Below are 25,162 nucleotides of genomic sequence, written 5' to 3' on the forward strand. Positions count from 1 at the left end.
GCGCGCAGGGCTGGCCTTTCGCTGCGCGCCCATTCTCCTTAGCGGCATCGAGTTGATGCATATGATCGCCAAGGGACAGATGCAGTACCCCGATGGGAGCACTCCGTCCGCTGCAGAGCAATTCTATTCCTTGGCCGCTTGAGCGACTTTTTGACTCGCCCACTTCGCTCGTCACCACGCCCTTATTGCGACAGAGACACACCTTACGTCGCCGCAGACCTCTCACTGACTGACATGTTCCGCCGCCTGCGTGCCACAAGCCATTTCCCTGAGGCAATGACCAGCAGTGCAATGACGATTTCTACAGTCAATTTGAGCATTGAACTGGGCTGACCCAAGTGCTCGACAACAACGACGTCAGTTATCAGCATGCCACCGGCAATCCAGCCCAGCAATCCTGCACCCAATGTCACGACCACCGGGAAACGATCTATCAGTTTCAGTACCAGCGTGCTGCCCCACACAATGATCGGTACACTCACACACAGGCCAAAAATCACGTAATACAGATGATGATCCACGTGGGTATTCTGGGCTGCGCCTGCAATGGCAATAACGTTGTCCAGACTCATCGCAAAGTCGGCAACAATAATGGTTTTGACGGCAGACCAAACCGATGTACCACCGGTTGTTATCTTCCCGTGCTCATCTTCCTCAGGCGCAAGGAGCTTGATTCCTATCCACACCAACAGGACACAACCCACCACCTTAAGGAAAGGAATTTCCAGCAGCGTGAGTGCAAACGCGATGAGCAAGACTCGAAGCAAGATGGCACCGACCGTGCCCCAAAGTATGCCTTTAATCCTTTGCCTGACTGGCAAGTTGCGACAGGCCAAGGCGATGACAACAGCGTTGTCGCCACCGAGCAAAATATCAATCAGAACGATCTGGAATACGGCGCCCCAATGGAGCGTCTCGATGGATTCGAGCATAAACGTCCAGTCCAAAAATGAAATCCAACATCGGCATAACCCGGAAAGGCCGCCCGTGGAGAGGGCCAAAACAGCTTCCACAATGCGGTCACAGCGCTCTTCTGCAAATGAGAATGCATCTTCAAGCGCGACATCCATTTGCACGGGGCAGCGCTTCGCGCAAGAGTTCGCGCGCACGGAAGAAGCAGGTACGCACCGTGGCCTTGGGAACTTCGACCCATTGCGCAACCTCTTCGACGCTCGACTCATCAAGTGCCCGCAACGAGAACACTTGCAATGGGGCTCGACTATCTTGTAGCGTTTGGCCTTCTGCCCGCTTCCATGCCCAGCAAATCCGCGGAAGGTCCTAGCGATAGACGAGGACCGGAATCGTGCAATGCGTGAGGACCTTCTGCGTTTCACTTCCGACCAGCAGACCGGCAAGGCCCCGTCGGCCGTGGGATGCCATGAAAATTACATCGCAACCGTGTCGGGTGGCTGCCGTCACGATGTCCCTATATGGTGTGGTCGATGTCGTCAAATCGGTGCCACAGGCGACACCCTCCGCCTCTGCAACCGCGACGATCTGGTTCAGGCGAGCACGCGCGTCCGCCGCAGCGTGCTCCTCGAATGTCTTGCGTGTCTGGTGACTCGCATCGCTCGATTGCAGGAAGGGATATTCATCCATGCAAGTGAAGGCGGTGATCTTCGCGCCGCTTGACTTCGCAAATTCGATGGCAGCCGCCGCAGCTTTCCTGGAGAGATCGGATCCATCGGTGGGTAGCAGGACGTGCTTGAACATCTTATAGCTCCTTCTATTGAATGCCGCGGGTGGCTATCTCTAAAGGATAGACTTGTTTCTCCGCGGGACATCGTTTGAGATCTCGGCATTGCCCATGCATCGCAAGCAAATGCGTCCATCCGGCCAAAAGAGGCTAGGGTATCGACAGCTTTGCTATCTTGAAAACCGAACCCAATGACTTGAGCTCGATTTTGTGAAGCGCTGCCAGATGCATCAGGCAACGCTCACCTCGCGCCGCCAGATGCACTTCCACCTGGCGGTGATCCGCGTCACTCTGCAAGCGGGTCACCAACCCTGCCGCCTCGCAGCGCGACACCAAGGCGACGACGCCGTTTGGGGCGGCTTGCAAGCGTTCTGCCAATTCCCCAATCGTTGCCCAATCGCGATCGCGGAAGCCTTTGATATGTAGCAGCAGCAGATACTGTAAGAGCGTGATGCCCTCCGCGCGCGCTGCTACTTCGGAAAATCGCAAATAGCGGCGCAGTTCGTACCGAAACTCGGACAGCGCTTCGAAGTTCTGCTTTGTTACGTCGTATCGCGTGTCAGGATTCATACTCTGCTCCCTGGACATCGCCAGTGACCCTTGGTCGGCCCAACATTGGACTGCTATTGCAGCGAAGCATGTGCCTTGACCAACCAAGTCCCTGTCAAGCTGGCGTCACCTCTTGGCAGGCGTCGTGACACGGTTGTCGAGCTTACGCTCTAGTTTCATATAGGTAATGGCAACCACCAGTCCGAACACGAGATGTGTAACGAGGCTAGCAGCGCCGCGCGCATCCCCGAACCACGGAAAAACTCGAGTCATGCCGTTGAAGGCAAGCCCATAGACAACCAGTCCAAAGATGGCACCCGCTAGTGCGGCCATACCGATACTCGAGACAAATCTAAACAACGCCATGATTGCTGCCAGGACCAGTCCGAAAATGACGGACAGCGCAAAGTGAACCACTAACGCCACCAGCGTGATGCCTAGGTCAAAGGTAGGCTGTAGCGAAACAACACTGTGCCCCATGACGATGGCTGCCGTCATTTGCAACGGTACCCACGGGCTTGTTCCCAAAATCCACGTCGCCAGCACTTCCAGTAGCAGAAAGATCACCCCCGCAGCAAGTCCGGCGATGACGGCGACGCGCCAGTCTGGCGTTCGACGCGCTAAGTGGTGCGATTGCGTGCGAAGTTCCATGATGTCCTCCTGCAGTGAGCGAGGCCTGGTGACACCGTCTCCGACGACAAACTTGGCAAGAAGCACGGCAAACCCAGCCTAGGCAGACAGATGCAGCCGGACCGAACGCGAACAGCCTGTTTCCTGGACCCGGTAGAGCATGTCCTCATACCTAAATTTATATCATACTGTGATATATTCAAGCCGATAGCACTCGATGAACCACGTCCGGGAACCCTTTGTGGTCCACGCAGAATATTCGTGGAAGTGCGGCACCACCCGCAGATACGGCTTTAAGGTCTTGCCTGCGGATATCGGACGATATGTTTCTGGTCATAGACCCGATCAGCATGGGTCCGAGATGGCTTGCGCAGTGGGCGGCCAGACATCCCAGGACCGCAGGCGAACAGGACAGGGTCATTTGCGATGGCCTTCCCCATCGTTCCAAAGGCCATCTGGAAATCGACGTGCACGTCTAGGGTGGCATCGCCCTCCTGAACCTACTCCCACGACAGCGACCTGATCGGCGCCCAGGCTTGTCCGTCGAGCGAGCGCAATCTCATTGCGGCGCGCATCCCCCTATGCCGGCAATGCCAGGGGCGAGCGGTGCTGATGATGAAACGCATGCCTTCCTTCAATTGAGCAGGACCTGGTAGCGAGCGTAGCGGCGCGCTGTGGCGCGCCTGCGATTGGTGTAAGGCCGGCAGTGCGCGCTGGTTCTCGAAAGTGCCGTGTCCGGTGATCGATCCTGATGCGACGAGTCATGGAACCGACCATGGTCACAACGATTTCAGGTACTCGGCCAAGTCAGGCGGGGCTCGGGACACGGAGCCAAGACTGCTATTTCAGCTACTGCGACATAGGGGCTCCAGTAGGCAATGTCTTCACCATCGCCCGTAAAGGTGATGCGATGAATGCCTGCCAGGCCGTATGCGGGGGTATCACCGCCGGCTTGCTGATGCCGTCGATATTGTGTCGGGGATCAAACTTGCCCGCGCCCCAGGAATTGAAGACCTTCTTCATCGCTGCGTCGACGGCGCGCGAAAGCGCAATGATCGCGCTGGGATTGAGATCGCGATTGGCCCATCCGTCCAGGCACTTGCCAAAGCCCGGCGCGATCGAATTGTCCACCGTCGACGCCATTGGCTGTCTCGACGGTTCCCTTGACGCCGACCACTGCATTCAGTTTCAGCAGCGCCACCATGCTGGATGGGCTCGTGAGTCAACCGTGCCATTCCTGAGTCCCGCCGCGACTGCCTCGGGCAGCGCCTCGGCGTCCACTTTCAGCACGACTGACAATGCGGTAAGTGGATCCACCGCGCTGCCAATGACTTCGTGCATCTTCAGGTTATCGGTCAACTGCGCCTCGTCGCCGAATGTCTCGAAGCGGAACATCTACTTGCCTTCTTCAATCACGGCTGCCTGGCTCGATGCCGGACTGCCCCCACCGTCTCCCGAAGAGCCGCCACAGGCTGCAGCAGTCAGCACCGCGACGGCGGCCGTTATCGTATTGAGCAAGCCTCGCCACGCCGTCGCTGGATGCGGCTGCGGTGCAGGCAGGGATTACGGTTCAGGCATGAGCACCGGCAGTATCTTGTTCATGGTTCATATCCTTGCTGACGGGTGAAGGGACCGCAACGGACGAACGGCAGGCAATCTATCGCCGGTGGCAACGGTCTGTGCTTCCGGCGACAAACCACCGAAGCCAGAAGGAATGCCGATGTAAGCGCGACGACGGGCTCGCCCACGAGTTGTCTGGGCAGACGCTCAGACATAAGGAAGCTGTCTGCTCGCTTGCTGATGGCCGTTAGACGTGCACAGCAATGAAAAGGTGACAAGCCGCACGAACTCACTGCACGGTGTGAGGCTGCAGGAGCCATCGACTATGATGGAAAGATCCGGATATGTGACCAAACCTTGAGCCGCGCCAAGGTAGGGGCTGCCATGAAGATCGCACTACTGTCGGACCTGCACCTGTCCGTCCATCCGATGGAGCCGCCCAGAACGGGCGCCGATGTGACCGTGCTCGCGGGCGATATCTGCCGCCCAGAGGCGGCGATCAACTGGGCGAAGCAGCTCCGCCAGCCCGCGCTGTTCGTAGCCGGTAATCACGAGTTCTACGGGACGGACCTAATGACCACCATGACACAGCTGCGGGCTCACGCTGATGGCAGTTCAGTGCGCGTGCTGGAGCGCGCCGAAGCGCTCTGTGGCAACGTGCGTTTCCTGGGTTGCACGCTCTGGTCCGACTACCGGCTCTACCGGCGTGCGGATGAGAGGGAGCTTGGCCTGCGACAGGCCACCGAACTGGTGCGCGATTTCTCTCATATTCAGGTCGCCCCCGACTTTGCGCAGAAATTTACCCCAGCGCTATCGCAGTTGCTGTTCGACGGCTCGGTCGCATGGCTGGAGCAGAAGTTTCGCGAGCGGCACGACGGCCCAACCGTGGTGATCACGCACTTTGCTCCGTCGCGCGACAGCATTCACCCCAGGTTCTCCCACTCGCTGCTCAACGCGTGTTTCGTCTCGGATCTCAAGTCCCGCATCCTGCGATGGCAGCCTCAGCTCTGGATGCACGGCCATACCCACGACAGCTTTGACTATCGAATAGGGGACACGCGCGTCATTGCCAATCCTAGAGGCTACGTACGCAATGGGGTGGCCGAAAACCCGTCGTTCGACCCCGAACTTGTGGTCGAAGTGACCTAGATTGCTGGCCGTGCTCCCCTCCTCTGTCACCTTCGTGCAACTGCATGCGTCGAATGACCAGAAGCCGGAAAAGGAGCCTCACGCCAATGGACCAGAATCGGATTGCCAAGCCCTTACCGGCTGCTGTCGATGGCCGCCCGGATGCTGACCTGGTAGCCGGCGCCCGCGCCGGCGAACCCTCGGCCTTCGAGACCGTCATGCGTCGCAACAGCGCCTGTTGTTCCGCACCGCACGCGACGTGGTTCTTGATGACGCCGAGGCCCAGAACGTGGTGCAGGAAACCTACCTGCGCGCCTTCACCAGGCTGGGTTCGTTTCGCGGCGAGGCTCCGCTGAGCATCTGGCTGGCGCGCATTGCCATGTCGCGGTGAGCGCTCAGCGCAAGAATGGCCGGATCGTGCAAATGGAAGACAGTGAAGGCCTGGCGACCGAATCCTTTCCGGAGAATGTGATGTCCTTCCGCACCCCCGACGGTGAACCGCCCGATGCCATGGCCGAACGAGGCCAGGTAGGCGAGCTCTTGCAGGGTGCCGTCGAGCACCTGCCGGCCATCGACCGCCGCGTATTCATTCTGCGAGCCGTCGAGGACATGAGCGTAGAGGAAACCGCGTTTGCCTCGGTGTCAGCAACGATGTGGTCAAGACGCGCTTCCTGCGGGCGCGCGCCATGCCGCGCGAATCCCTGGCCGAACAGATGAAGCCCCATTTGCACAACAAGTTCAGTTTTGCCGGCCAGCGCTGCGACGCGGTAGTCAGCCATGTTCTCGGCGAGCTCCACCAGCGAGGACTGATCCGGTCCCACGGTTCGACCTTCGCCCATCGCGTCAAGTCGGCATGCGGCAGGGATGCGCAAATCATTCCCTTGGCTGCCGCGATGAACTTTGCCGAGCCAAAGCCGCAAGTGTGGTTGCAAGATGATCCAGACCGACAACCGGATCGCGTCGCCATGCGCTCGGAAATCCGCCAGCTGATGGAGGCGCGCATCGACCTGCTTCCAGACACCTTTCGCAGCATCTTTGTGCTGCGCGCGGTCGAGGAATTGAGCGTCGAGGAGGTTACCCAAGCGCTGGAGATCTCAGAGGCGACGGTGCGCCCACACTTTTTTCGCGCTCGCAACCTGCTGCGCGAGGGCTTGTCGAGTGACATCGACGCGTCCATTGGCAATGCGTTCGCCTTTGACGGAGAGCGGTGCTATCGCATCGTTGTGGCCGTGCTGGCACCGGTTGCAGCTGATCGGGAATCCCCCATGGGGTCACCCCTCTGCTCAAGAGGGCGCGAATGAACGCGCTGCTCGCGTTCATTGGAACGCACCTGGCGGAATACCTTGGCGCGCCTAAGCGACAGGGCTCGCTGGTGGCGACCGTCGCGCCGGGGTTGCTTGCCGCGGCACTGCGTCCTGGCGACGTGCTTCTGGTCGAAGGCAATACGCGCATCAGCGTGGCGATCAAGTACCTGACGCAATCCACCTGGTCGCACGCGGCGCTGTTTGTGGGCGATGCGCTACCGCCTCCGGCCAGCGGCGGGGAGCGCCCAACCTTCGTCGAAGCAGATCTGCGAGGCGGCGTGCGCGCGGTGGGCCTGAGCGTGTTCGCCGGCTTGCACACGCGCATTTGCAGGCCCGTCGGGCTGTCGACGCAAGACGTGCAGAAGCTCGTCGCGCATACGATCGGACGCATCGGCCAGCAGTACGATCTGAGGAATGTGATCGATCTCGCGCGCTACCTCATTCCGACGCCGCCCGTGCCGGCGCGATGGCGGCGGCGCTTGCTTGCCCTGGGCAGCGGCGAGCCAACGCGAGCGATCTGCTCCACCCTGATCGCTCAGGCATTCCAGACGCTGCGCTATCCGATTCTGCCCGATGTGACCCGGTCGGGCTCCGCCGATCCCGCCTGCCAGCACTGTCATCGCGAAATTCTGCACATCCGTCACCACAGCCTGTACACACCACGGGACTTCGACCTCTCGCCCTACTTCGATGTGGTGAAGCCGAACCTGCTCGCTGACTTCGACTACCGCGCGCTGGCCTGGGCCGACGATACACCCGCCGTGCAGGATGCTGGTAGTAGCCGGCGCGCCAGCGCTTAGCCTGCCCATCTATCCCATCACCCGGGAACCCAACAATTGGACAGCGACGTGTGTCTCGGCCCCTGGCAACGAGCATCCCGGGCTGTTGCAAAGGGCGCGGTGGGTTACACTCGGGTCGTCTGTATATATCACGATATGATGTATTATTAATAGTGTAAAGTTTTCGCTGGGGCCACCTCACACCATTGGACGGACCTCCCGGCCTTCACCCGGCCGGGTGGAAAACTTGTAGTCCAACGCAGCAGGCAGCTCGTTCACCAAGGCACGAAATTCAAATTTCGAATTCTGCTGTAGGAGGGCCTAACAAACTGACTTCCTGAGGTGGCGCCAGCAGATGATGCAGCAGGCAGGCGAACTTCAAGAAGGCTTCGTCGATGACGGCGAGGCACTCGAATTGGACGCGCAAGCGCTTGAAGTTGGGCAGCCAGGCAATCGTTGACAGACCAGCCGCTCACGGCGTGGAGTTCCCTCTGCCGAAGAGTGAGGTCTTGATCCGACCCGGCAAGCCGCCTATCGTGACACAGGGATGGTGTGTGTCACGCCTCAAAGCTTCAAAGGAGCGCACGATGAGTCAGGATAAGGAAATTCCCGGCTACCTCTACGGTTCGTCCGACATCCCAAGTTTCCCCATCACGATGACTGAGTTCGAGTTGATGAAGAAGAGCGTGTTGTTCGGCGACGAGGATGCTAAGTTCCTTCGGCTATCGCATGATGTGCTCAAAGAGCAAGTCGAGGCAATTCTAGATGTCTGGTACGGCTTCGTCGCCTCGAACCCGCATCTGGTCTCGACCTTCGCGAGTCAACTTGACGGAAGTCCGCTCGGTGACTATCTTGCTGCGGTGCGCAAACGCTTTGGCCAGTGGATTCTCGATACGGCGCGTGCCGAGTATGACCAGGCATGGCTTGACTACCAGTACGAGATTGGCCGGCGGCACCATCGGATTGCGAAGAACCGTACCGACGGCGTGGCCGCGACTAGCATTGTTCCATTCAGGGACCTGTTCTTGCTGATCTATCCCATTACGCATACGCTCTGGCCATTTCTAGCCAAGCACGGCCATAGCCGTGAGGATGTAGAAGCTATGCATGCCGCATGGGTCAAGACTTGTTTGCTCCAGGCGACGCTCTGGAGTTACTCCTATGTCAGTGCCGGGGACTTTTGAGTCCTTCCTGGCTGACATCGCCAGCTCGAGCACGCGGAAAGTTGGAAAGAGGTGAGGAATTCCGGAGGCTGTTTTGTTTGAGCCACGCCGCCATGCGGGGCTCGGGGGCGCTGCTGATTTGATAGCGCGCTTCAGCAAAACGCAGTGGCCGTAGATCTGAGATCACGACGTTGCACCGACGAGGCACGCTATTGGAGGGCAGTCATGTTCCTGAGTACACAACGCTCTGTCCACTTCGGCCCGTGATCCAGTACAAGACCGAGTCTGTCGCCGAGCGGATCAGGGAGCTTACCGCCGGCCGCCATTGTCGACATGGACTTCTCGGTCGTGTCCTCAGGCAGCGCTACGGCCTGCGCCAAAGGCAGCACGATATATTTCGCGGCGGTGCCCATCGGGCGCTGCCGCTGACATGGTTTTGTTAGCCGCTCTTTTACTCCCGTCGGCGCCGGCCTACGCCGTCTGCTGGGCTATGTCGATGGTTGGCAGGATCACGTCCTCCTGCTGATCGGTCAGCACAAGTTCGTACGCTGCGATCCCGCTGACGTCCAATACTAGGCAAAACTGTTAGATGTCCAAGATTGTTTCCACGCTCAAGAAACTCTATGACGTGATCGACGGCTTTGTTCTGATCATGCTGGCCGCCATCGGCATTGCCCTGCTGGCCTCCGAGGTGGGCAGCAGCAAGGGCCCGCTCCACCTGGGCGTGGTGACCAGCCTGGGCGTGGCGCTGGTGTTCTTCCTGCACGGCGCGGCGCTGTCGCGTGACCAACTGGTGGCCGGCGCCCGCAACTGGCAGCTGCATGTGTTCGTGCAGGCCTTCACCTATGTCGTCTTCCCGATGATCGGCCTGCTGCTGTTTCTGTCACTGCGCAACGCGCTGCCGGCGGATCTGCTGCTGGGCGTGTTCTTCCTGTGTGCGCTGCCGTCAACGGTATCGTCGTCGGTGGCCATGACCTCGATGGCGCGCGGCAACGTACCAGGCGCCATCTTCAATGCCACCATCTCCGGTCTGATCGGCATGGCAGTGACGCCAGTGCTGATGGGCCTGGTAATCAGCGCCAGCGGCGCCGCGATGCCGCTGGGCAAGGCCCTGACCGGCGTGGCGCTGCAGCTGCTGCTGCCGTTCGCACTGGGCCAGCTGCTGCGCCCGCTGATCGGTGGCTGGCTGGCCCGGCGCAAGCAGATCACCAACAAGTTCGACCGCGGCGTGATCGTGCTGATCGTCTATTCATCCTTCTGTGACGCCACCGCCGCTGGCCTGTGGCACCAGTACCGGTGGCAAACCATCGCCGCGGTAATGGCGCTGGCCGCCGTGCTGCTGTTCGTGGTGCTGGGCGCCACCACCGTCGTGGCGCGCCGCCTGGGCTTTCCCGTGGAGGACGAGATCCCCGCTGTCTTCTGCGGCTCCAAGAAGAGCCTGGCCAACGGCATCCCGATGGCCAAGATCCTGTTCGTCGGCCACCCGGCGCTGGGCCTGCTGGTGCTGCCGCTGCTGGTGTACCACCAGCTGCAGCTGATAGTCTGTTCGGTAATGGCCTCGCGCTATGCCATGCGCGAATCGGTGCAGCGGCAGGACCCACGCGCGCGCGCCTGACACCAGCGTCGTGGCGAAAGCCCAGCCCGTGCCGCCACGGCGCAAGCCAGAGCCGGGGCCGGCGCAGCGGCCGGTTCAGACCGAAGGGTTCCTCGCCGGCGGCGGGTTGCACGCGAAATAGCTGCGGGGAGCGATGATAACCACGAACGAGCATGGACTCATTAGGAGAATCTCGCAGAGACAGGAGTGCCTTTGGCGGTCGTCACACAAATCTATATGGAAGCTCAGTCTCCGGGATTCCCGGCGCGGTTCATACCTTGTGACGAGCTGACAACAGTCTCGCCGATGAACTCTTCGCATACTGACCGCGCTCGGTAAGCTACGGCTGCACGGTAAGGCACGCCTCGATCCACCGGGCTGCTTCGCGAGTCTAGTGGAACTGATGAAATCAGAATGACGCCGGCTCGGGCAACATTTCACTTTGAGGTCTTTCTTTGCTAAGAAGACGATAATGCTAAAAAAGATCACAATGGCCGTCCTGATACTTGGCACCTCCGCCTACACGCTCGCCGTCGACGCTGTGGAATACTCCGTGGGTCAGCATGTCGAAGTTCGCGGACGATTGTCGTTACGTGGCAACGCACCGTTCACCTATTGGGTGATCCATACACGCAGTGGAGTTGTTTGGGTTCTGGACGGCGTTGATCCAGACGCAGTCAAACCTATGCTTGGGGAACAGGTTCAGGTAGGGGGTGTGGTGTCCAGAGCGGACGAAGATCAAACAAGGCTCCCGGTAATTGAGGTCGACACGATGCGCTCGGCGCAACCCTAGCCTGACGCCCGCTTGCCTCGTATCCAACGCCGAACCGACGCGACAGGTCATTCTCTCTGGCCGGCTCCAACTCCACAATGCTGCCACTGGGAAGGCAGCAACCACTCGCATCCAGCAGTACTCAGTCAAGGCGACGGCACATACAGTACGTTCTTGCACTGAAGCGCCGCTGTAGGGGTTTTTGAGGCCGTCGTCGTCCCCAAGACGTATCATTGAGGCCCCGCCTCTCGGGTGCCGGCCAACAACTAGAATCTGCCCCTCATGCTTTGCCCCACCTGCAAGGAGATCCCCTTGTCTCCCGTCTGCCTTGAGATTAATTCGCCGGAGCCTGGCTCGTCCATCGTACTGAATTTGTTGAAGTGCCCGGCGTGCGGAGTAGGTGTCATCGACGAAGACGAGGTGCGGCGAATACTTGGCATGCCGGCATCTGAGCGCGAACCATCGCCAAGGGAAGATTTGAGCCGGCGGCACAATTAATGAGCCTCACCTGCTGCGCAATCGGGAGAACGTTACCCGTGAGGCCGATCAGATCCGCCTTGAGGAAATACTGGCGGCCAACCAGGCGCTGATGACCGTCTACGTGCTCAAGGACGACCTCAAGACGCTTTGGACATATCGAAACGCCGGCTACGCCAAGCGCTTCTGGCAAGAATGGTACGACCGGGCCATGGCCAGTGGCATCGCGCCGCTATGTCAGTTCGCCAAACGGCTCAAGCCATACCTGCCAGGCATCCTGGCCCACAGCGGCTGGCCACTGGGGACCAATCTGGTGGAAGGCATCAACAACCGGATCAAGGTCATCAAACGCATGGCCTACGGCTTCCGCGATGACCATTACTTCTTCCTGAAAATCCGGGCGGCGTTCCCCGGAAATCGGTGAACCAAAAAAATGGCCCTCAGCCAGAAGGCAGAGAGCCCAGGAAAGTCCACGAAGAAAGTGTCGGGCAACGCTCGCAAGTTGCCCACCATCAGTATCTACCACCCCTACGTAGTCCGCAACTCATTCGCCAGTGCTCCCTCCGAGGTTGAACCGAAATAGCAGCCCACCGCGCAACTGATGACGGCGGCGGGAAAGCGATGACCGTGATAGCGCGTTCTTGTGTTCTTCATCGCTCCATCTGGCGCCACGGGATCGGCAACCTGGCGCTGCCGATCCTGCCGGCAAGGTGGGCAAACCCCACCGCATATGGTATAAGTGAACTCAGTCTCCGCATCCGGGCGGGGCAAGCAGCCCTGCAAGTTGAGCGGCGAAACCGAATATAGGGGCACTTAGCCCCACCGGAAGCCGGCCAACAATGGTTCGGCGCATAACAACCCTCCTCCAGCAAACGTAGCGACCGAATGCACTCTGTACAGATCCGCACCGCCAACCGCCAGCATGCCAAGCATGTTGCGGCTGCACGCGCCTGTGCACAGCACCGCGGCCTAGCCGCCCTGCAAGTCAGCGTCGCCCAACAGTTCCATCTTCCCGCCGTGCTTCTCTTAGCCGTGCGGGGAATCAGGGACTAGCCCACAGTCCGGATCTGATCTCCCTGCACGGCACATTGCCCGGGGGCCGCAAGCATCGATGACGGCCCACTGTTCAACGTGCAAATGGGAGAGCGCATGCCGACGATCAGCCGCAAGACCTTAGTCATCTATCGCAGGACACTTTGCGTGATGGGGGCCATGGCCGTCCTCTACCTCGCCCTCAATCTCGATTGATCCGACCTCGATCAGATTCCGATAGGACGGGATCGGATCTAGGTGCGCGCCGGCCGCTCCGGCGCGAAACCGCGTTGCACGATTTCCTGCCGGCTAGCGCCGGGTCGGGCCGCAGCGCAGCGGGGAAGCCAGCCTACAAGCTACGTCTTCATGGTCATGGAACTCACTCAGAATTTTGTCAAAGCCAAGCGTCCCTGCGCGGGTGGCTACAGATGGTTCTTGCGCAACCGCCACGACGGCACCGACTACCAGCGCCTGCTTGACGCCCTGGTCCAAGCCAACCGCGTGAACGATGCCTGCTGGCTGCTCAACCAGTTCGGCCCGACCGACGCCGTGCTCACGCTCGATAAGCTCGATGCCAAGGCGTTGGTCTTTGCCGGCACCGTGATCGTGCGCGGCGACATCGATGTCGAGTCGGTGGTCAGGGCCGGGCGCAGCATCCGCGTCGGCGCGGGCATCCGGGCCGGCATTTCCATCGTCGCCGGCGAGAACATCGACAGCGCGGGCAATCTCTACAGCGGCGGCACCATCGAAGCCGGCGGCGACGTCAAGGCCAATTGGGGCATCGAAGCCGAGACCGAGATCGACTGCAAGGGCAATGTCCGCGCCGGCTGGGATGTTACCGCCGGTGGGCGCATATCGGTGAGCGGCAACCTGCAGGCCGGGCAGAACATCGTGGCGCAAGGCGCTATCCGCTGCGGCCAGGGCATCAAGGCGGGTGGGAATATCGAAGGCCAGCACGATATCGTCGCCGGCTGCGGCATCGAGGCTGGCGGCGCGATCCGTGCCGGCCAGCATCTGGAGGCGGGCTGGGGCATCAAGGCCAGAGAGACCATCGCCGCCCAAGGCGCCATCAAGGCCGGCGAAGGCGTGCAGACCGAGGAAGACATCCTGACCGGGCCGGGCTACGGCATCTATGCCGGCCTGAACGTGCGCGTCGACATCTGGGAAGATAGCGCCCGCGTCGTCGCCAGACAGAAGCCCGCCAGGCTGGTGAGCGGAAGCTGGGAGCCGCGCTGAGGCGCGGCTGCTGATCCAGAGGCGTGGCGTGCGCTTGCAGGGCATGGTGGTCGAGCACGACGGTGCGCTGGCCACACTGGGCGACTTCCGTGAGCGGAACCTATGCCTGTCCGTCAGCAGTAAGCGCCATGTGCAACTGACGTTCACTGAGAAAGTGGGTCCTGACCCGGTCACCTTTGGACCGCGATCGCAGTAGTCGCGGAACTCTGCAGAATCATAGGAGCAAGTAATCGTTATGGTAGGTATAGGGTGTGTATTGGCCGGAATGGGCCTCGCTGCACTCGTCGCGGCGGCACAGGCAAGGCGAGCGGGCGAGGCGTTCCGAGATGTGCGACTGTTGGCTGGCGTGTCGGCAACCTGCGCTTTGGCGGGGCTGGTGCTCGCGCTGGACCTGATGGGATGGAACGCGTAGCTGGCGTTCAGTCCGCGGCATAGACTCCCTGCCTTCAAAGCTTGTTTGCAGCGCTCCGTTGTAGCCCATCTCGGCCTCGGTGACCTGGAAGGCGTCACAGTCCAGCATCACCATTTCCGCATGCCTGCCGAGCTATTGAGCCGACGCGGTCAGCCAAGTTCAGGAAGCGTACGGCGTGGATGGTGATTGCATCGATGGCATCCTTCAGCGGGATCTGCTGCTCCTTGCCGCGTGCTTTGGCCCCTACGAACACGTGCTCGACCATCGTGAACTCCCGGATCTCTGGCTTGACAGCCGGGTAGCTGCGCAACTGTCCCATGATGATCCTGCTTGGCGCCTTGGAGCAAGCGGCCCGCACGCGCTTGAGGAACCACTTAACTGTTGTACCCTTGTCCCGTCTGCTTCTACAGAAGGATGTCGAGTTCGGATACCGTGCTGATCGACCGCGCGCCACAGCACAACACATAGGGCTCGTGGCGTAGCGTGACGAACATTTTCGTCCCTGATGGCAGTTGGAACCGAGCTTGCGACGTGCGGCTTCGACGCAAGTGGGCGAACGTTGCCCAGCACCTGTCACATCAGTGGCGGATCGTTTCGTAGCTGACGACTACGCCGCGCTCGAATAGCAGCGCCTCAACATAGCGTGGTTCAACAAAAAACGACCAGCGGATCGCATGAGACGATTGCCACCGAGAACCGGTGGCCCGCGAAAGCGCAGTGCCGCCTTATCACTACGCCATTTAATCCCTCCCGATCCCAAACTCGACAATGCCCTTCTTCTGCTTCACGTCAGCACTGGTGCCGAGTGCGATCTCCTCTGACGGTCAAGTCCCCACCTGCGCAGGGACCCAAGCCAGAGGGGCGCTATCCTGATCTTTGGAAAGTTCAATGGATGCGTTCAGACTCCAGGATTTCCTCGACCGTGATTTCGAGAAAGTTCAGGCTCTCAGGTACCGCGACACGGACATGCTGGCCCTCGTGCAAACCAAACAGCGCCATACCCGCCGGCGACAGGATTGACAGCTTGCCTTGGCGATAGTCGGCGTCTTCAGGGTACACAATGCGCCAAAGCAGATGCTCACGATGGTGCGCTTCGATGCATAAAAATGGGGTATGCAGCGTTATGGCCTTGGCCGGCAGGCTGGTGTGCGTGCAGATGATCGCATGCTCGATCATGTCACGCAGGCACTGCCGCTTATGCGTCGGCAACCCCTGATCCAGCACAAGAGAATTGAGCCGCTCGATATGGGCCGTTGTAAGGAAAATCGTCTTTCGCATCGCAATCTCCGCGCATCACTTTGAATCCATTCGCCAGGCAGACTGTCCATGGCGTCAGGGAAACGAGTTTCGGCCCGGTGCTCTGCAGACGGTACCAAACGAGGTCAGGCAGAGCGCCGGGCGGCAGGGAGCATTGCGGCAGTCGCCGCGCGATGGAGCGGGAAGGTGCGTTTCACGGGAATTCAGATGCGAGAATGACAATCCTCACAGTCATCATTTAAACAGGGTTCGCGTCTCAAGGGAAGCCTGGGCGACCGGCCGGTTTCCGCACCAAGGCAAGGATACCGGCAGCCGGTTTGCCTTTTCCTGGGAATTGGATAAGATGATCAAATAGTCAACAGACTCGTTTTCAGTTTTCTGCTTGAGGAACTAGGCAATGGATACGGTGGTGCAGTATTTCTGCCAATTCGGGTTATCAGGCGTGAAGCGACAGCCGGTATCGCAGATAGTAGCCTTACCGTCACAAGTTGGCGCTGCAACGAAGGCCTCGCACTTCTACAGCACGAAGCAGCCGCGATATGGAGTGAGTCGCGCCTGCCTCTAATTTTTCCGGAACTTCTTTGGGCACGCGACTGAAGCGCCCAACAAGCTCCGGATTCCACCTCACCTTGCACTTCTGTTTCCGTATTGGTCATCCGATCAATGGGTTCGCCCTGTTGAACTTCGATTGACCATTGGCTTGCGGTCAGAGATGCGCGCTGCTGCCATGCAGCGGGCACATGTGCGAGCGTTCAGCTTTTTCCCTGGCAATCGGGCGCAAGCCGGCTGAATCCGGCTTTCGCATGGCGGGCTCGCATGCGGCCCCATCCCCCTCAGCACGCGGAAAAATCGCGGCTGCTTACAGGAGTGTGATCATGAATTCTCTAGCCATACACCATATTTCCGTAGCGCAGCGGACGAACCTTGAAGTCTTGTGGGGCATGGCGGACATGGTAGGCCTCATGGGGCAAGCTTTTGCTCACTTTGAGAAGCTACTCGAATGGAATCTTCAATTGGTCCCTATTTCGATGCAAAGATCCGGTGAGTGCACGAAACAGATGTTCGCAATGGGTAGGCCTCGGGATCTCCTGGCAATGCAGATCGTTCTGATGCAGTTGGCAAGCGGGCAAGCTTTCTCATTCCAGCATGATCCAAGCCCGGAATCGTGAAGCGCCAAGGTCGAAGCTACGAAGCCGCAGCGCCGCATGTGCCTGCATCCGACCTACGCCGTCACGCCGCAACGCGAGCCAATTGCCTTCACCATGGGATCGCGCCATGACGTCAAGGCGCGTACCGTGCGTCAGCAACTGTGAGGACAACGAGTTGATCTGCCGGCAGGTAAGTGCAAGACGCCTGGCTGGCCCTACACGAATCGACCGAGACTGAGCGCGCCTACCGCAAGGAAGCCGAGCGCCAGGCGCCGCATCATCGCGCCCACCCGGGCTAACAAAGACCGAACCCGCCCATCATGCGTTGATGCATCACGAGCATGCCTACCGCGCCAAGGGATGCGAGCACGCCGATCACGGCGAACACGATCAGGAGGACTCTCCATATCAACGATTTGTTCACGCGCAACCTCTCATCTTCGTTGGCGGCCTGGGCACGCATCTGCTGCGCGTACCCTACGAACTCCGACCGTCCACTTACTCCTTGATGCGAAACGGATCGGGCTTCTGCGCTGGCAGGTGCTCGGTCATCGCGCTCACTTGATCATCGTGCGCGCTCATGCTCTTCATCATCAGCCACATCGACAGCGGGCAGAGCAAGAGCAGCAAATACGGGCCAATGCCCGGGACAAGCGCATGGACCGGCGGCCATACAGCATAGGCGGCAGCCAGCATCGCCAGCAGGCCGATGCCCGCTGTGATCAGCGTCTTCGTATCGCATTTCATTTGCGGTACTCCTATCGGGGAAGGTTTGAACCGGAACGGCGTCCTTACTTCGCTGGTGGCGTCTGGATCTTGTCCGCGTACTTGCGCATGATTTCGCCCATCGCTTGCATCATGTCCGCGTGCATCTGCATCGAAAGCTTCTCGTTTCCAGGAGGAAGCCCCATCATGGGACAACTGCCCATCATGCCGCCACCCATCATGCGGCCCATCATCATGTCGGGCCCTTTGTCCTGCGCACCGGACTTGGGGCCTTCGCCACCATGGCTTGAGCCGGCCGCCACGGACCAGCCGCTCGCGCCAAGCATCACAAGGGCTATAGTTGTAGCGATTAGCGACTTCCCGACCCCAGCCAATCAGGGACCGCTTGGGCTTGCACACCAGACGCTCCCTGGCTAGATCTCTGGGCAATCTCGGCAATATTCGGGCGTATGTCAGTGTCATCAACGTGCGCGGAAATTGCTGCAAGATATACCGGACCGCCCCCTCCGCTGGCAAGCGAGATCACAGGCCTTTCTGCACTGCGGCCTGCCTTTTCGAATCGATTGTGATTCGCTAGTAGCCGAAAAATTCTTCACTGCGGATCGCATCCTCATTGACGCCAAGATCAATCAGGACGTCCCGCATCGCTTCCACCATGCCCGGTGGCCCAGCCACATAGTAGACCGGTGCGTCAAGTTCGCTGCAGGCCCTTCTGAGCATATCTTCGTCAATCTGGCCAGCTCTGCCGTCCCACGCAAGCGCGGACTTTGTTGCCTGCGTCATTGTCGCAATCAGGTGGAAGTACTTGTATCTCTGCTCAAGCTGCCTGAGCTCGACGAGGAATGCAGCATCTTCCGGGCGGCGATTGGCGTAAAGCAGCAGAATGCGCTGCGGCAACTGCTCCCGCGCCGCCTGCCGCAGCATGCTGACAAAGGGCGTGACACCGATGCCCCCCGCAACCAGGACCGCGGGCCGTGCGCGATCGCCGTGCAGGGTCAGGGACCCGAACGGCCCTTCCAGCCTAACGATGGCACCGGCTGACAAGGACTTGATTGCCCGCTTGAACGGGCTGTCGCGCATTCGCGTCGCAATGACCAGTTCATCCTGGAACGGTGCACTAACAAGTGAGAACGTGTGTCGCGCGAGGTACCGCCCCGAGGGCGGCGCAGGATCGGGGAGGACCAGGTCGATCGCCTGGCCGGGCTTGAAATGGAAACCGGACGGCTTTTCAAAATGAAAGGCGAAGGTGCCAGCCGCGACTTCTTCGCATCCTTTCAGCCTTACTTCATAGGAATTCATCATATGCCCTCGAGAATGGGTTGCCTGGTCCGGATACTTTCGCCTTCCCCTACCGCCTGGTCAGCCTCACGTGACCCGGATGCGTGATGCGTGCGAAAGCCGAGTGATTGTGAATCGATTCAAAGTTCTCCGCCTCGACCTCGAATTCCATCACGCGCGCATCGCTACCCAGCGCAAGCACGACATCGCGCACCAGGTCTTCGACAAACCTCGGGTTGTCGTATGCCTGCTCAGTGACGTATTTCTCGTCTGCGCGCTTCAGCAGGCCATACACTTCGCAGGAGGCGTTGCGTTCGGCGATGGCAATCAGTTCCTCGACGGCCATCTCTTCCGCGAGCCTGACCCCGACGCAGATGTGCGAGCGCTGATTATGTGCGCCGTATGCGGCGATCTCTTTCGAGCATGGGCACAGGCTGGTAGCTGGGACCGTAACGTACATCCAGAATCCATACTGCCTGTCTTCCGCCACGGTACCTAGCCAACGCACTTCATAGTCGAGCAGGCTCTGCACGCCCGAGACCGGAGCGGATTTCCTGACGAAGTATGGAAACCGCATCTCAAGTTCCCCGCTAGGTGCATCCAATCGCTGCAGCATGGCGAACAGGAATGCCTTGAAGCCGGCCTGGTCGAGCGCTTCTTTCTCAGCCTCCAGCATCTCGATGAAGCGGGACATATGCGTACCCCTGGCGGTGGCCGGCAGCCCGACGGCCATCGACAATGTTGCGATGGTCGGCAACAGTCTCTTGCCCGCACGCAAGGTAACCGGATACCGCACCCCCTTGACGCCAACGGCGTCGATGGCCAGCTTCCGCTGATCCTCAGTCGCCTGCACGTCCGGAAGGAAAGCGGTTCTCTCTGGGGCGTTCATATTCGTCCTTTGTTTGTTTGCGCAGGGTAGGTACCCGGGCTTGCCAGCGGTATTGGCATCAGTGCGGCCTGATCAGGCCGCGCCGGTTGAGTTCGCTCAGCACATGGTTGACCACAGCGTCGCAGCGCGATCCGGCAAACGCGAAGGTGGCATGCAAGTATGGCGTTGCCTGCTCAGCCAGGATGGCGCGCAGCATCGTGCGCGCCCGCAGGAAACGGGTCTTGACAACATCATTGCTGACGTCAAGGCAGAATGCCGTTTCCTCGACGCTCATGTCTTCGACCGCGCGCAGAATGAAAACGCTGCGGTAGATGGCCGGCAACCGCTCGATCGCTCCTTGCAAGATCTCGCGCATCTGGCCCCGTTCGGCCATGGCATCGGGCGATTCGCTGTCCGCGGTGCGGAATGACATCAAATTCTCCTGCGAAGGTTCGGCCCCAAGTTCCTCACTGTCTTCCATCTGGATGAGCCGCCCTCTCTTGCGTTGCGCGCTCATCGCGACATTGATTGCGATGCGCACCAGCCAGGTACTCAAGGCAGCGTCGCCGCGGAACGAATCCAGGCTGATAAAGGCGCGCAGATAGGTCTCCTGTACCACGTCCTGAGCCTCGGCATCATCAGACACCACACCCCGCGCTGCACGGAACAACAGACGGTTGTTGCGGCGCATGATGATCTCGAATGCACTTGCATCCCCGGTTCTGGCGCCCGTCACAAGGTCGGCATCCGGGCGAGCGTCAATGGTCGGTGGTGGCTGCTGGGCACTCACTGTATTAGGCATTCTGGATATCGCTCCTTTTTCCGGCTTCTGGCAATTAGACGCGTGACGTCCCACAAAGGTGACAGGCAATTTGACTACGGGGCAAGCAATTGACGCCAGTTGGTCCGCGTCGATTTCCGCCACAGATTTCACGCGTGTGCTCGCGGCCATGCCGTCCTGACGATAACTGCCCGTTGGGCGAGGAAACGCTGAGCCGATCTTCGGCATTAGGATTGTCAGGGGCGTGGCCATGCATCCACGGGCGGTGGCCACAATTCCAGACGCATGCCTTCAGATTCTGGGAAAAAGCGCGCCTTCATCCATGCATCCGGAAACCTGCGATGGATCTTGCGGCGGCGGAACGGGAAACGATCGACGACCGCCTCCGGTTCATCTTGTGGCTCGCCAGCATCTTCCTCCGGCCCTGCCATCGAGTGGTGGAGGCATCTTTTTGCTTCGCAGCCGGCTTGAGCCTTCTCTCGAAGCAGGGCCATATCTTTTTTTATGTCCGCTTTCATCATAGGCGATCTGTCCGGCGAGTTCATAGGCAGTGCTCCGTGCTACGCCATTTGCCAAACCTCGGATGGAACCTTGCAGCTCATGGGTAGCGCGTGGTCTGTCACCTTTCGGCGACTTGGTGCGTCTAATGTCCAGACCAGTAGAACGGGTGGATGTCATGTCAGAGCGCCCCCTCAGCAGCACGCCCACGAGGCCAATCGACCCGCCGTCGGAACGATGCCCCGATCGTGCTCGCGCGCCGGGGAGCCCGCCCGGCGTTCCGCCCGTCATGCATTGACACCATCGCCTACCACCCTGCGCTGCTGCGCCGCGGCTCAATCGCAGCGGTTTCATCCACAACGAAGGAGACTGATCATGAAACAGGTTCCGCACGTACATCCGCCCGCGACCCAACCAATGCGCAGGCGGCAGGCGCGCTCAATGATCACCTGCCGGCGCTTGCTGACCACCATGACGACAGGCGCCGCCGTGGCGGCTGCCGCGGCTTGCGGCGGCTCGTCGGGCGAGACTGTGGCAGTCAACGAGGATGCCACAGCGAAGCAGGCAGCGCTGGTCGAACAGGGCAAGCAGATCTTCCGGTTCGACACATTTGGCGATGAAGCACATTGGACCGATACACTGAAGATGCACGAGGTCATCGCCACGGCAGTCGACCCCGTGACCGCCCTGTCGGTCGGTCTGAAAGTGGATGCTGAAGCCTTGCCCGCGGCGGTCGTGGACGGCATCAGGAATGGCACCGTCGACCTGAAGAGCCCGGCCACCACCGTGGCTCTGCTGAAACTGAACGCGGTCGTCGGCGTCAAAGGCACCGTCGAAACCATTAACGGAGTGGACAAGCTGGTCCGGGTCGGGATCACCTGCGCGCTATGCCATTCGACGGTCGACAACTCGTTCGCGCCCGGCATTGGCAAGCGCCTGGATGGATGGGCCAATCGCGATCTCAGCCCGGGCGCAATCATTGCGTTGTCGCCGGCGGTGGATGCCGCCATGAAGACGGTCCTCAATGCGTGGGGCGCCGGCAAGTTTGATCCCCGGCACAATATCGACGGGCTCAGCAACCCTGTTGTGATCCCGCCCGCCTACGGTCTGGCCGGCATTCATCGCATTACCGTTACCGGCGACGGCGAAGACATCGCCTACTGGAACCGGTATGTCGCCGTGGCAGAAATGGGCGGCCTTGGCTCCGTGTCCGAACCGCGGCTGAACCTGTCCATCACGCATGGCACGGAGGATCTTGTCACCAGCAAGCTCCCAGCCCTGCAGGCCTACCAGCTATCCCTGAAGGCCCCGCCGGCACCGGCCGGCAGTTTCGACGATATGGCGGCGCAGCGGGGAAAGCTCGTTTTCGAAGGCGCCGGGAGATGCGCCACTTGTCATAGCGGAACGACCTTCACGGACGCTAATTCGCGCCTACATCCGCCCGCCGATTCGATGGCCGAACCCGAATCGCCAAGCTATGCATCCCGCTCGGCGACCAAGCAGTATCGGACCTCGCCGCTGAGCGGCGTATGGCAGCACCCGCCCTACTTCCACGACGGGTCGGCTGCGACGCTGACGGATGTCGTGCAGACCTACAACACGAAGCAGGCGCTTAGCCTGACCAGCCAGGAGATCGCCGATCTGGCCGAATACCTAAAATCCTTGTAGCGTCGCTTGAGCCAAGTTCGTGTGTGAACGCACAATCCGTGACCGTGACAGCGCGAATTCCGATCCCCAACCTATCCGCGGCATGCGCGTGTAATACCCGGCTTCGATGCGTGAGTTTTGCCCCCTACAAAGATGCCCACGCAACGAATGCAAATTTCGGTTCAAACAATCCAGGTGACTCCTATACTGATGGGACGTATTACAAACCAATGAGGACACGAAGCCATGAAAATCACAAACATCATCCTTGCCTGCGCTATGTTTCTCTCAACCGGCGCAGCAGTGGCCGAGGAGGCCGCACCAAACGACGCGCAAATCGCCGCCATTGTCGTCACGGCGAATCAAGTTGACATCGACGCCGGAAAACTCGCCAAATCACGGGCATCCAGCAAAGACGTAAAGGCATTCGCACAGCAGATGATTACCGATCATACCGGCGTCAATAAGTCTGCAAGCGCACTCGTGAAAAAACTTAAGGTCAAGCCCGAAGACAGCGCGACCAGCACAGGTCTCAAGACGGGCGGCGACCAGAACTTACAGAAACTCAAAGGCCTCAAGGGAGCCGAGTTCGACAGCGCCTACGTCGACCACGAGATCACCTATCATCAGACCGTGATCGATGCAATGGATAAGACGTTGATACCAAATGCCAAGAACGAAGAATTGAAAGCGCTGCTGGTAAAGGTTCGGCCTGCCTTCGTGGCGCACCTGGAGCATGCCAAGGGAATTCAGGCCTCGCTCGGCATGAAGAAATGATGACGCGTATGGGGGTACTGGCCACGCGATATCGGGCTGCGGCGCTGTGGGCCACGGCAGGATTGCTATTGGTGCAACCGATCGTTACAGCAAGCGCTAGGCCAGTCATGCACACGGTGGTGATTGAGGGTACCCGTTACGAACCGCAGGCCCTCACCGTGCGGGCGGGCGACACCGTTGTGTGGATCAACCGGGACTTCTTTCCACACACGGTGACGGCGCAATCCGGCGGATTCGACTCAAAGGCCATCGCAACTGGGAAGTCGTGGAAATACGTGGCCAGGAAGGCCGGCGTATTTCCCTATATCTGCACATTGCATCCGACCATGAAAGCCACCCTTCGCGTCGAATGAAACGGGGCAACGTTTGGATCATTGCGGCGTGCGGCCGAGCTTCAGGAAGCCTGCCCCGCCGCCGCGCCACGTCCTTGTCGAATCATTATGCATTCCTCCATGGCAAGAGGCGTGACGTGTTCGGTGATGTCGGCTACCGAGGGGTCGAAAAGCGTGATAAAACCCAAGACGTCACCGTCAACCGGCACACCGCGAGGCGCCCAGGGTGAGCACCGGGCCTTGGACAAGGCGACGCCGTTGGGGAAGCGGCGCGATGGACTTGAGCACGTCATTGCCCATATCCGCGCCGAGGTCGAGCATTTGTTCCGCACCTGATCACGTGCCGGTTCTCCTACCTCGGGTGCGTTACCGTGGCTTGGTGAAGAACAAGCGACAACTGCCTACGCTGTTTGCGTTGAGCAATTTTTCAATGACGCACCTTGGGCTGGAGCCGGCAGCCAAAAGATGAGTGCCCGGACGTGGGCCAACGAGGCAAAGCACGGGCGAGACCTGCCTGTTGCCAACGCCGAACCAGGCCGAATTCAGGCGAAAGAACTCATCGAGTTCATCTGGCAACGCGCACACAATCGGATCGTTCGCGCTACCGTTGTTTTGAACACCCCAGGCTACAACCAGCTCGAAAGTCCCAACGATGGGACAGAGCGGCACCTACAAGCCCGACTCGTAGTCTCGCAGTGAACGACCGGCGGCAAGGCCGGTCATATCTTCGTGGACGGGGCGCAGTTACTGCAGGTGCTGGCCGCCGTTGATAGCTAGGTTGGCCCCTGTCACGAAGGCAGCCTCGCGGGAACACAAGTATGCGACCAGCGCTGCCACTTCTTCGGGTTTCCCCAGGCGACCCACCGGGATCTGCGGAATGATCTTGGTATCCAGAATATCCTTGGGCACTGCCGTGACCATCGCGGTGGCAATATATCCCGGCGAGATGGTATTGACGGTCACGCCCCGCTTCGCAACTTCAAGCGCAAGCGATTTGGTGAAGCCATGTATGCCCGCCTTGGCGGCCGCGTAGTTGGTTTGACCGAAGCCACCCTTGGAGCCGATGATGGAAGATATGTTGATGATGCGACCCCAACCCCGCTCCACCATGCCGTCGCATACCGGCTTCGTCATATTGAACACCGAGTCCAGATTGGTGCGGATGACCGCATCCCAATTGACCTTGTCCAGCTTTTTGAAGCTGGCATCCCGTGTGATGCCAGCATTATTCACAAGGATGTCGACCGGACCGACTTCAGATTGGATCTTGCCAATGCATGCCTGGCACGAGTCGTAGTCGGCGACATCGACCGCATAGGCCTGAAACTGACGCCCATCTGCCGCCATCCGGGTCAGCCAGCCCGCCACACCAGCATTGCTAGGGGAATGGGTAACCACCACCGTATATCCCGCGTTATGGAGCTTGGCACTAATGGCTTCGCCCAGCCCACCCATGCCTCCAGTCACCACTGCAATCTGCTTTTTCATTGCACTCAACTCCTCGTGATCGAGTTTAGG

At 59.8% G+C, this 25,162-nt stretch carries 29 protein-coding genes and 4 pseudogenes; 15 read left to right on the plus strand and 18 right to left on the minus strand.

The annotated features are described in order from the left end of the window. Nucleotides 1–16: 16 nt before the first annotated feature. Nucleotides 17–142: pseudogene (locus tag CTP10_RS35680) on the plus strand (IS6 family transposase); the annotation flags it as partial. A 61-nt stretch (nucleotides 143–203) separates the two neighbouring features. On the opposite strand, the gene CTP10_RS35685 reads toward CTP10_RS35680, so the two are convergent. The 7 genes and pseudogenes from CTP10_RS35685 to CTP10_RS35715 form a co-directional block, all read right to left on the minus strand. After that, on the minus strand, nucleotides 204–932 hold the full coding sequence (locus tag CTP10_RS35685) for a TerC family protein (protein WP_116322549.1): 729 nt from the start codon (nucleotides 930–932) through the stop codon (nucleotides 204–206). Nucleotides 933–995: 63 nt separating this feature from the next. Further along, nucleotides 996–1,248: pseudogene (locus CTP10_RS35690) on the minus strand (RNA polymerase sigma factor); the annotation flags it as partial. A gap of 30 nt (nucleotides 1,249–1,278) precedes the next feature. Continuing rightward, nucleotides 1,279–1,713 carry a universal stress protein gene (locus CTP10_RS35695; protein ID WP_116322526.1) on the minus strand — a complete coding sequence of 145 codons (435 nt, stop codon included), beginning with the start codon at nucleotides 1,711–1,713 and terminating at the stop codon, nucleotides 1,279–1,281. Nucleotides 1,714–1,846: 133 nt separating this feature from the next. Beyond that, a complete protein-coding gene (locus tag CTP10_RS35700; RefSeq protein ID WP_116322550.1) occupies nucleotides 1,847–2,266 on the minus strand; it encodes a MarR family winged helix-turn-helix transcriptional regulator in 420 nt (139 codons plus the stop codon). 105 nt (nucleotides 2,267–2,371) lie between these two features. Further along, nucleotides 2,372–2,896 (minus strand): hypothetical protein, encoded by a 525-nt coding sequence (locus tag CTP10_RS35705; protein ID WP_116322527.1) that lies wholly within the window; start codon nucleotides 2,894–2,896, stop codon nucleotides 2,372–2,374. A gap of 828 nt (nucleotides 2,897–3,724) precedes the next feature. After that, nucleotides 3,725–4,018, minus strand: a complete 294-nt coding sequence (locus CTP10_RS35710; RefSeq protein ID WP_233528337.1) for a hypothetical protein — start codon at nucleotides 4,016–4,018, stop codon at nucleotides 3,725–3,727. Nucleotides 4,019–4,063: 45 nt separating this feature from the next. After that, nucleotides 4,064–4,270 (minus strand): hypothetical protein, encoded by a 207-nt coding sequence (locus tag CTP10_RS35715; RefSeq protein ID WP_233528338.1) that lies wholly within the window; start codon nucleotides 4,268–4,270, stop codon nucleotides 4,064–4,066. A 549-nt stretch (nucleotides 4,271–4,819) separates the two neighbouring features. On the opposite strand from CTP10_RS35715, the gene CTP10_RS35720 reads away from it, so the two are divergent. The 5 genes from CTP10_RS35720 (at nucleotide 4,820) to CTP10_RS35740 (ending at nucleotide 7,667) form a co-directional block, all read left to right on the plus strand. Further along, complete coding sequence (locus CTP10_RS35720) at nucleotides 4,820–5,584, plus strand: metallophosphoesterase (RefSeq protein ID WP_116322551.1); 765 nt, start codon at nucleotides 4,820–4,822, stop codon at nucleotides 5,582–5,584. Nucleotides 5,585–5,801: 217 nt separating this feature from the next. Beyond that, complete coding sequence (locus CTP10_RS35725) at nucleotides 5,802–5,954, plus strand: sigma factor (protein ID WP_233528339.1); 153 nt, start codon at nucleotides 5,802–5,804, stop codon at nucleotides 5,952–5,954. 32 nt (nucleotides 5,955–5,986) lie between these two features. Further along, a complete protein-coding gene (locus CTP10_RS35730; RefSeq protein WP_199414694.1) occupies nucleotides 5,987–6,280 on the plus strand; it encodes a sigma factor-like helix-turn-helix DNA-binding protein in 294 nt (97 codons plus the stop codon). Then, nucleotides 6,250–6,864 (plus strand): sigma factor-like helix-turn-helix DNA-binding protein, encoded by a 615-nt coding sequence (locus tag CTP10_RS35735; protein ID WP_233528340.1) that lies wholly within the window; start codon nucleotides 6,250–6,252, stop codon nucleotides 6,862–6,864. Before CTP10_RS35730 ends, CTP10_RS35735 begins: the two co-directional genes overlap by 31 nt. After that, nucleotides 6,861–7,667, plus strand: coding sequence for a lipo-like protein (locus CTP10_RS35740; protein ID WP_116322528.1), 807 nt, complete (start codon nucleotides 6,861–6,863; stop codon nucleotides 7,665–7,667). Before CTP10_RS35735 ends, CTP10_RS35740 begins: the two co-directional genes overlap by 4 nt. 300 nt (nucleotides 7,668–7,967) lie before the next feature. Here the strand turns inward: CTP10_RS35740 and CTP10_RS35745 are convergent. Next, a pseudogene (locus CTP10_RS35745) lies at nucleotides 7,968–8,103 on the minus strand (IS5/IS1182 family transposase); the annotation flags it as partial. Nucleotides 8,104–8,233: 130 nt separating this feature from the next. On the opposite strand from CTP10_RS35745, the gene CTP10_RS35750 reads away from it, so the two are divergent. The 5 genes and pseudogenes from CTP10_RS35750 to CTP10_RS35770 all read left to right on the plus strand — a co-directional run bounded on the left by CTP10_RS35750 (nucleotide 8,234) and on the right by CTP10_RS35770 (nucleotide 13,920). Further along, the gene (locus CTP10_RS35750; protein ID WP_116322529.1) at nucleotides 8,234–8,830 is read left to right on the plus strand and encodes a protoglobin domain-containing protein; all 597 of its coding nucleotides are present in this window, start codon (nucleotides 8,234–8,236) and stop codon (nucleotides 8,828–8,830) included. A 568-nt stretch (nucleotides 8,831–9,398) separates the two neighbouring features. Next, nucleotides 9,399–10,424 carry a bile acid:sodium symporter family protein gene (locus tag CTP10_RS35755; RefSeq protein ID WP_116322531.1) on the plus strand — a complete coding sequence of 342 codons (1,026 nt, stop codon included), beginning with the start codon at nucleotides 9,399–9,401 and terminating at the stop codon, nucleotides 10,422–10,424. Between the two features lie 451 nt (nucleotides 10,425–10,875). After that, nucleotides 10,876–11,196 (plus strand): hypothetical protein, encoded by a 321-nt coding sequence (locus tag CTP10_RS35760; protein WP_147316286.1) that lies wholly within the window; start codon nucleotides 10,876–10,878, stop codon nucleotides 11,194–11,196. 487 nt (nucleotides 11,197–11,683) lie between these two features. Beyond that, nucleotides 11,684–12,076: pseudogene (locus CTP10_RS35765) on the plus strand (ISL3 family transposase); the annotation flags it as partial. A gap of 980 nt (nucleotides 12,077–13,056) precedes the next feature. Continuing rightward, complete coding sequence (locus CTP10_RS35770; RefSeq protein WP_116322552.1) at nucleotides 13,057–13,920, plus strand: hypothetical protein; 864 nt, start codon at nucleotides 13,057–13,059, stop codon at nucleotides 13,918–13,920. A gap of 506 nt (nucleotides 13,921–14,426) precedes the next feature. Here CTP10_RS35770 and CTP10_RS35775 read toward each other — a convergent pair. Next, the gene (locus tag CTP10_RS35775) at nucleotides 14,427–14,651 is read right to left on the minus strand and encodes an amidohydrolase family protein (RefSeq protein WP_116322533.1); all 225 of its coding nucleotides are present in this window, start codon (nucleotides 14,649–14,651) and stop codon (nucleotides 14,427–14,429) included. A gap of 566 nt (nucleotides 14,652–15,217) precedes the next feature. Beyond that, the gene (locus CTP10_RS35780; protein ID WP_116322534.1) at nucleotides 15,218–15,610 is read right to left on the minus strand and encodes a GreA/GreB family elongation factor; all 393 of its coding nucleotides are present in this window, start codon (nucleotides 15,608–15,610) and stop codon (nucleotides 15,218–15,220) included. An 854-nt stretch (nucleotides 15,611–16,464) separates the two neighbouring features. On the opposite strand from CTP10_RS35780, the gene CTP10_RS35785 reads away from it, so the two are divergent. Next, a complete protein-coding gene (locus CTP10_RS35785) occupies nucleotides 16,465–16,758 on the plus strand; it encodes a phasin family protein (RefSeq protein ID WP_116322535.1) in 294 nt (97 codons plus the stop codon). Nucleotides 16,759–17,032: 274 nt separating this feature from the next. Here the strand turns inward: CTP10_RS35785 and CTP10_RS35790 are convergent, their stop codons facing one another. The 7 genes from CTP10_RS35790 to CTP10_RS35820 all read right to left on the minus strand — a co-directional run bounded on the left by CTP10_RS35790 (nucleotide 17,033) and on the right by CTP10_RS35820 (nucleotide 20,911). After that, nucleotides 17,033–17,200 carry a hypothetical protein gene (locus CTP10_RS35790; protein WP_158577726.1) on the minus strand — a complete coding sequence of 56 codons (168 nt, stop codon included), beginning with the start codon at nucleotides 17,198–17,200 and terminating at the stop codon, nucleotides 17,033–17,035. A 35-nt stretch (nucleotides 17,201–17,235) separates the two neighbouring features. Beyond that, a complete protein-coding gene (locus CTP10_RS35795) occupies nucleotides 17,236–17,484 on the minus strand; it encodes a DUF2933 domain-containing protein (protein WP_116322536.1) in 249 nt (82 codons plus the stop codon). 44 nt (nucleotides 17,485–17,528) lie between these two features. Then, nucleotides 17,529–17,789, minus strand: coding sequence for a hypothetical protein (locus CTP10_RS35800; protein WP_116322553.1), 261 nt, complete (start codon nucleotides 17,787–17,789; stop codon nucleotides 17,529–17,531). 247 nt (nucleotides 17,790–18,036) lie between these two features. Continuing rightward, the gene (locus tag CTP10_RS35805; RefSeq protein WP_116322554.1) at nucleotides 18,037–18,762 is read right to left on the minus strand and encodes an FAD-dependent oxidoreductase; all 726 of its coding nucleotides are present in this window, start codon (nucleotides 18,760–18,762) and stop codon (nucleotides 18,037–18,039) included. A 49-nt stretch (nucleotides 18,763–18,811) separates the two neighbouring features. Then, nucleotides 18,812–19,630, minus strand: coding sequence for a GTP cyclohydrolase FolE2 (folE2, locus tag CTP10_RS35810; RefSeq protein ID WP_116322537.1), 819 nt, complete (start codon nucleotides 19,628–19,630; stop codon nucleotides 18,812–18,814). Between the two features lie 58 nt (nucleotides 19,631–19,688). Beyond that, nucleotides 19,689–20,618 (minus strand): RNA polymerase sigma factor, encoded by a 930-nt coding sequence (locus CTP10_RS35815; RefSeq protein WP_233528342.1) that lies wholly within the window; start codon nucleotides 20,616–20,618, stop codon nucleotides 19,689–19,691. An 8-nt stretch (nucleotides 20,619–20,626) separates the two neighbouring features. Beyond that, nucleotides 20,627–20,911, minus strand: coding sequence for a hypothetical protein (locus CTP10_RS35820; protein WP_147316287.1), 285 nt, complete (start codon nucleotides 20,909–20,911; stop codon nucleotides 20,627–20,629). A 352-nt stretch (nucleotides 20,912–21,263) separates the two neighbouring features. Between CTP10_RS35820 and CTP10_RS35825 the strand changes: the two genes are divergently transcribed. The 3 genes from CTP10_RS35825 to CTP10_RS35835 all read left to right on the plus strand — a co-directional run bounded on the left by CTP10_RS35825 (nucleotide 21,264) and on the right by CTP10_RS35835 (nucleotide 23,665). Further along, on the plus strand, nucleotides 21,264–22,556 hold the full coding sequence (locus CTP10_RS35825; protein WP_116322540.1) for a c-type cytochrome: 1,293 nt from the start codon (nucleotides 21,264–21,266) through the stop codon (nucleotides 22,554–22,556). 225 nt (nucleotides 22,557–22,781) lie between these two features. Then, nucleotides 22,782–23,312 (plus strand): DUF4142 domain-containing protein, encoded by a 531-nt coding sequence (locus tag CTP10_RS35830; protein ID WP_116322541.1) that lies wholly within the window; start codon nucleotides 22,782–22,784, stop codon nucleotides 23,310–23,312. Continuing rightward, nucleotides 23,309–23,665 carry a cupredoxin domain-containing protein gene (locus tag CTP10_RS35835; RefSeq protein WP_233528343.1) on the plus strand — a complete coding sequence of 119 codons (357 nt, stop codon included), beginning with the start codon at nucleotides 23,309–23,311 and terminating at the stop codon, nucleotides 23,663–23,665. Before CTP10_RS35830 ends, CTP10_RS35835 begins: the two co-directional genes overlap by 4 nt. 723 nt (nucleotides 23,666–24,388) lie before the next feature. Here CTP10_RS35835 and phbB read toward each other — a convergent pair. Beyond that, nucleotides 24,389–25,132, minus strand: coding sequence for an acetoacetyl-CoA reductase (gene phbB / locus CTP10_RS35840; protein ID WP_116322542.1), 744 nt, complete (start codon nucleotides 25,130–25,132; stop codon nucleotides 24,389–24,391). Nucleotides 25,133–25,162 lie beyond the last annotated feature (30 nt).

Origin of the sequence: Cupriavidus sp. P-10 (genome assembly GCF_003402535.2) — a bacterium.
In the GTDB taxonomy this organism is placed as follows: Bacteria; Pseudomonadota; Gammaproteobacteria; order Burkholderiales; family Burkholderiaceae; genus Cupriavidus.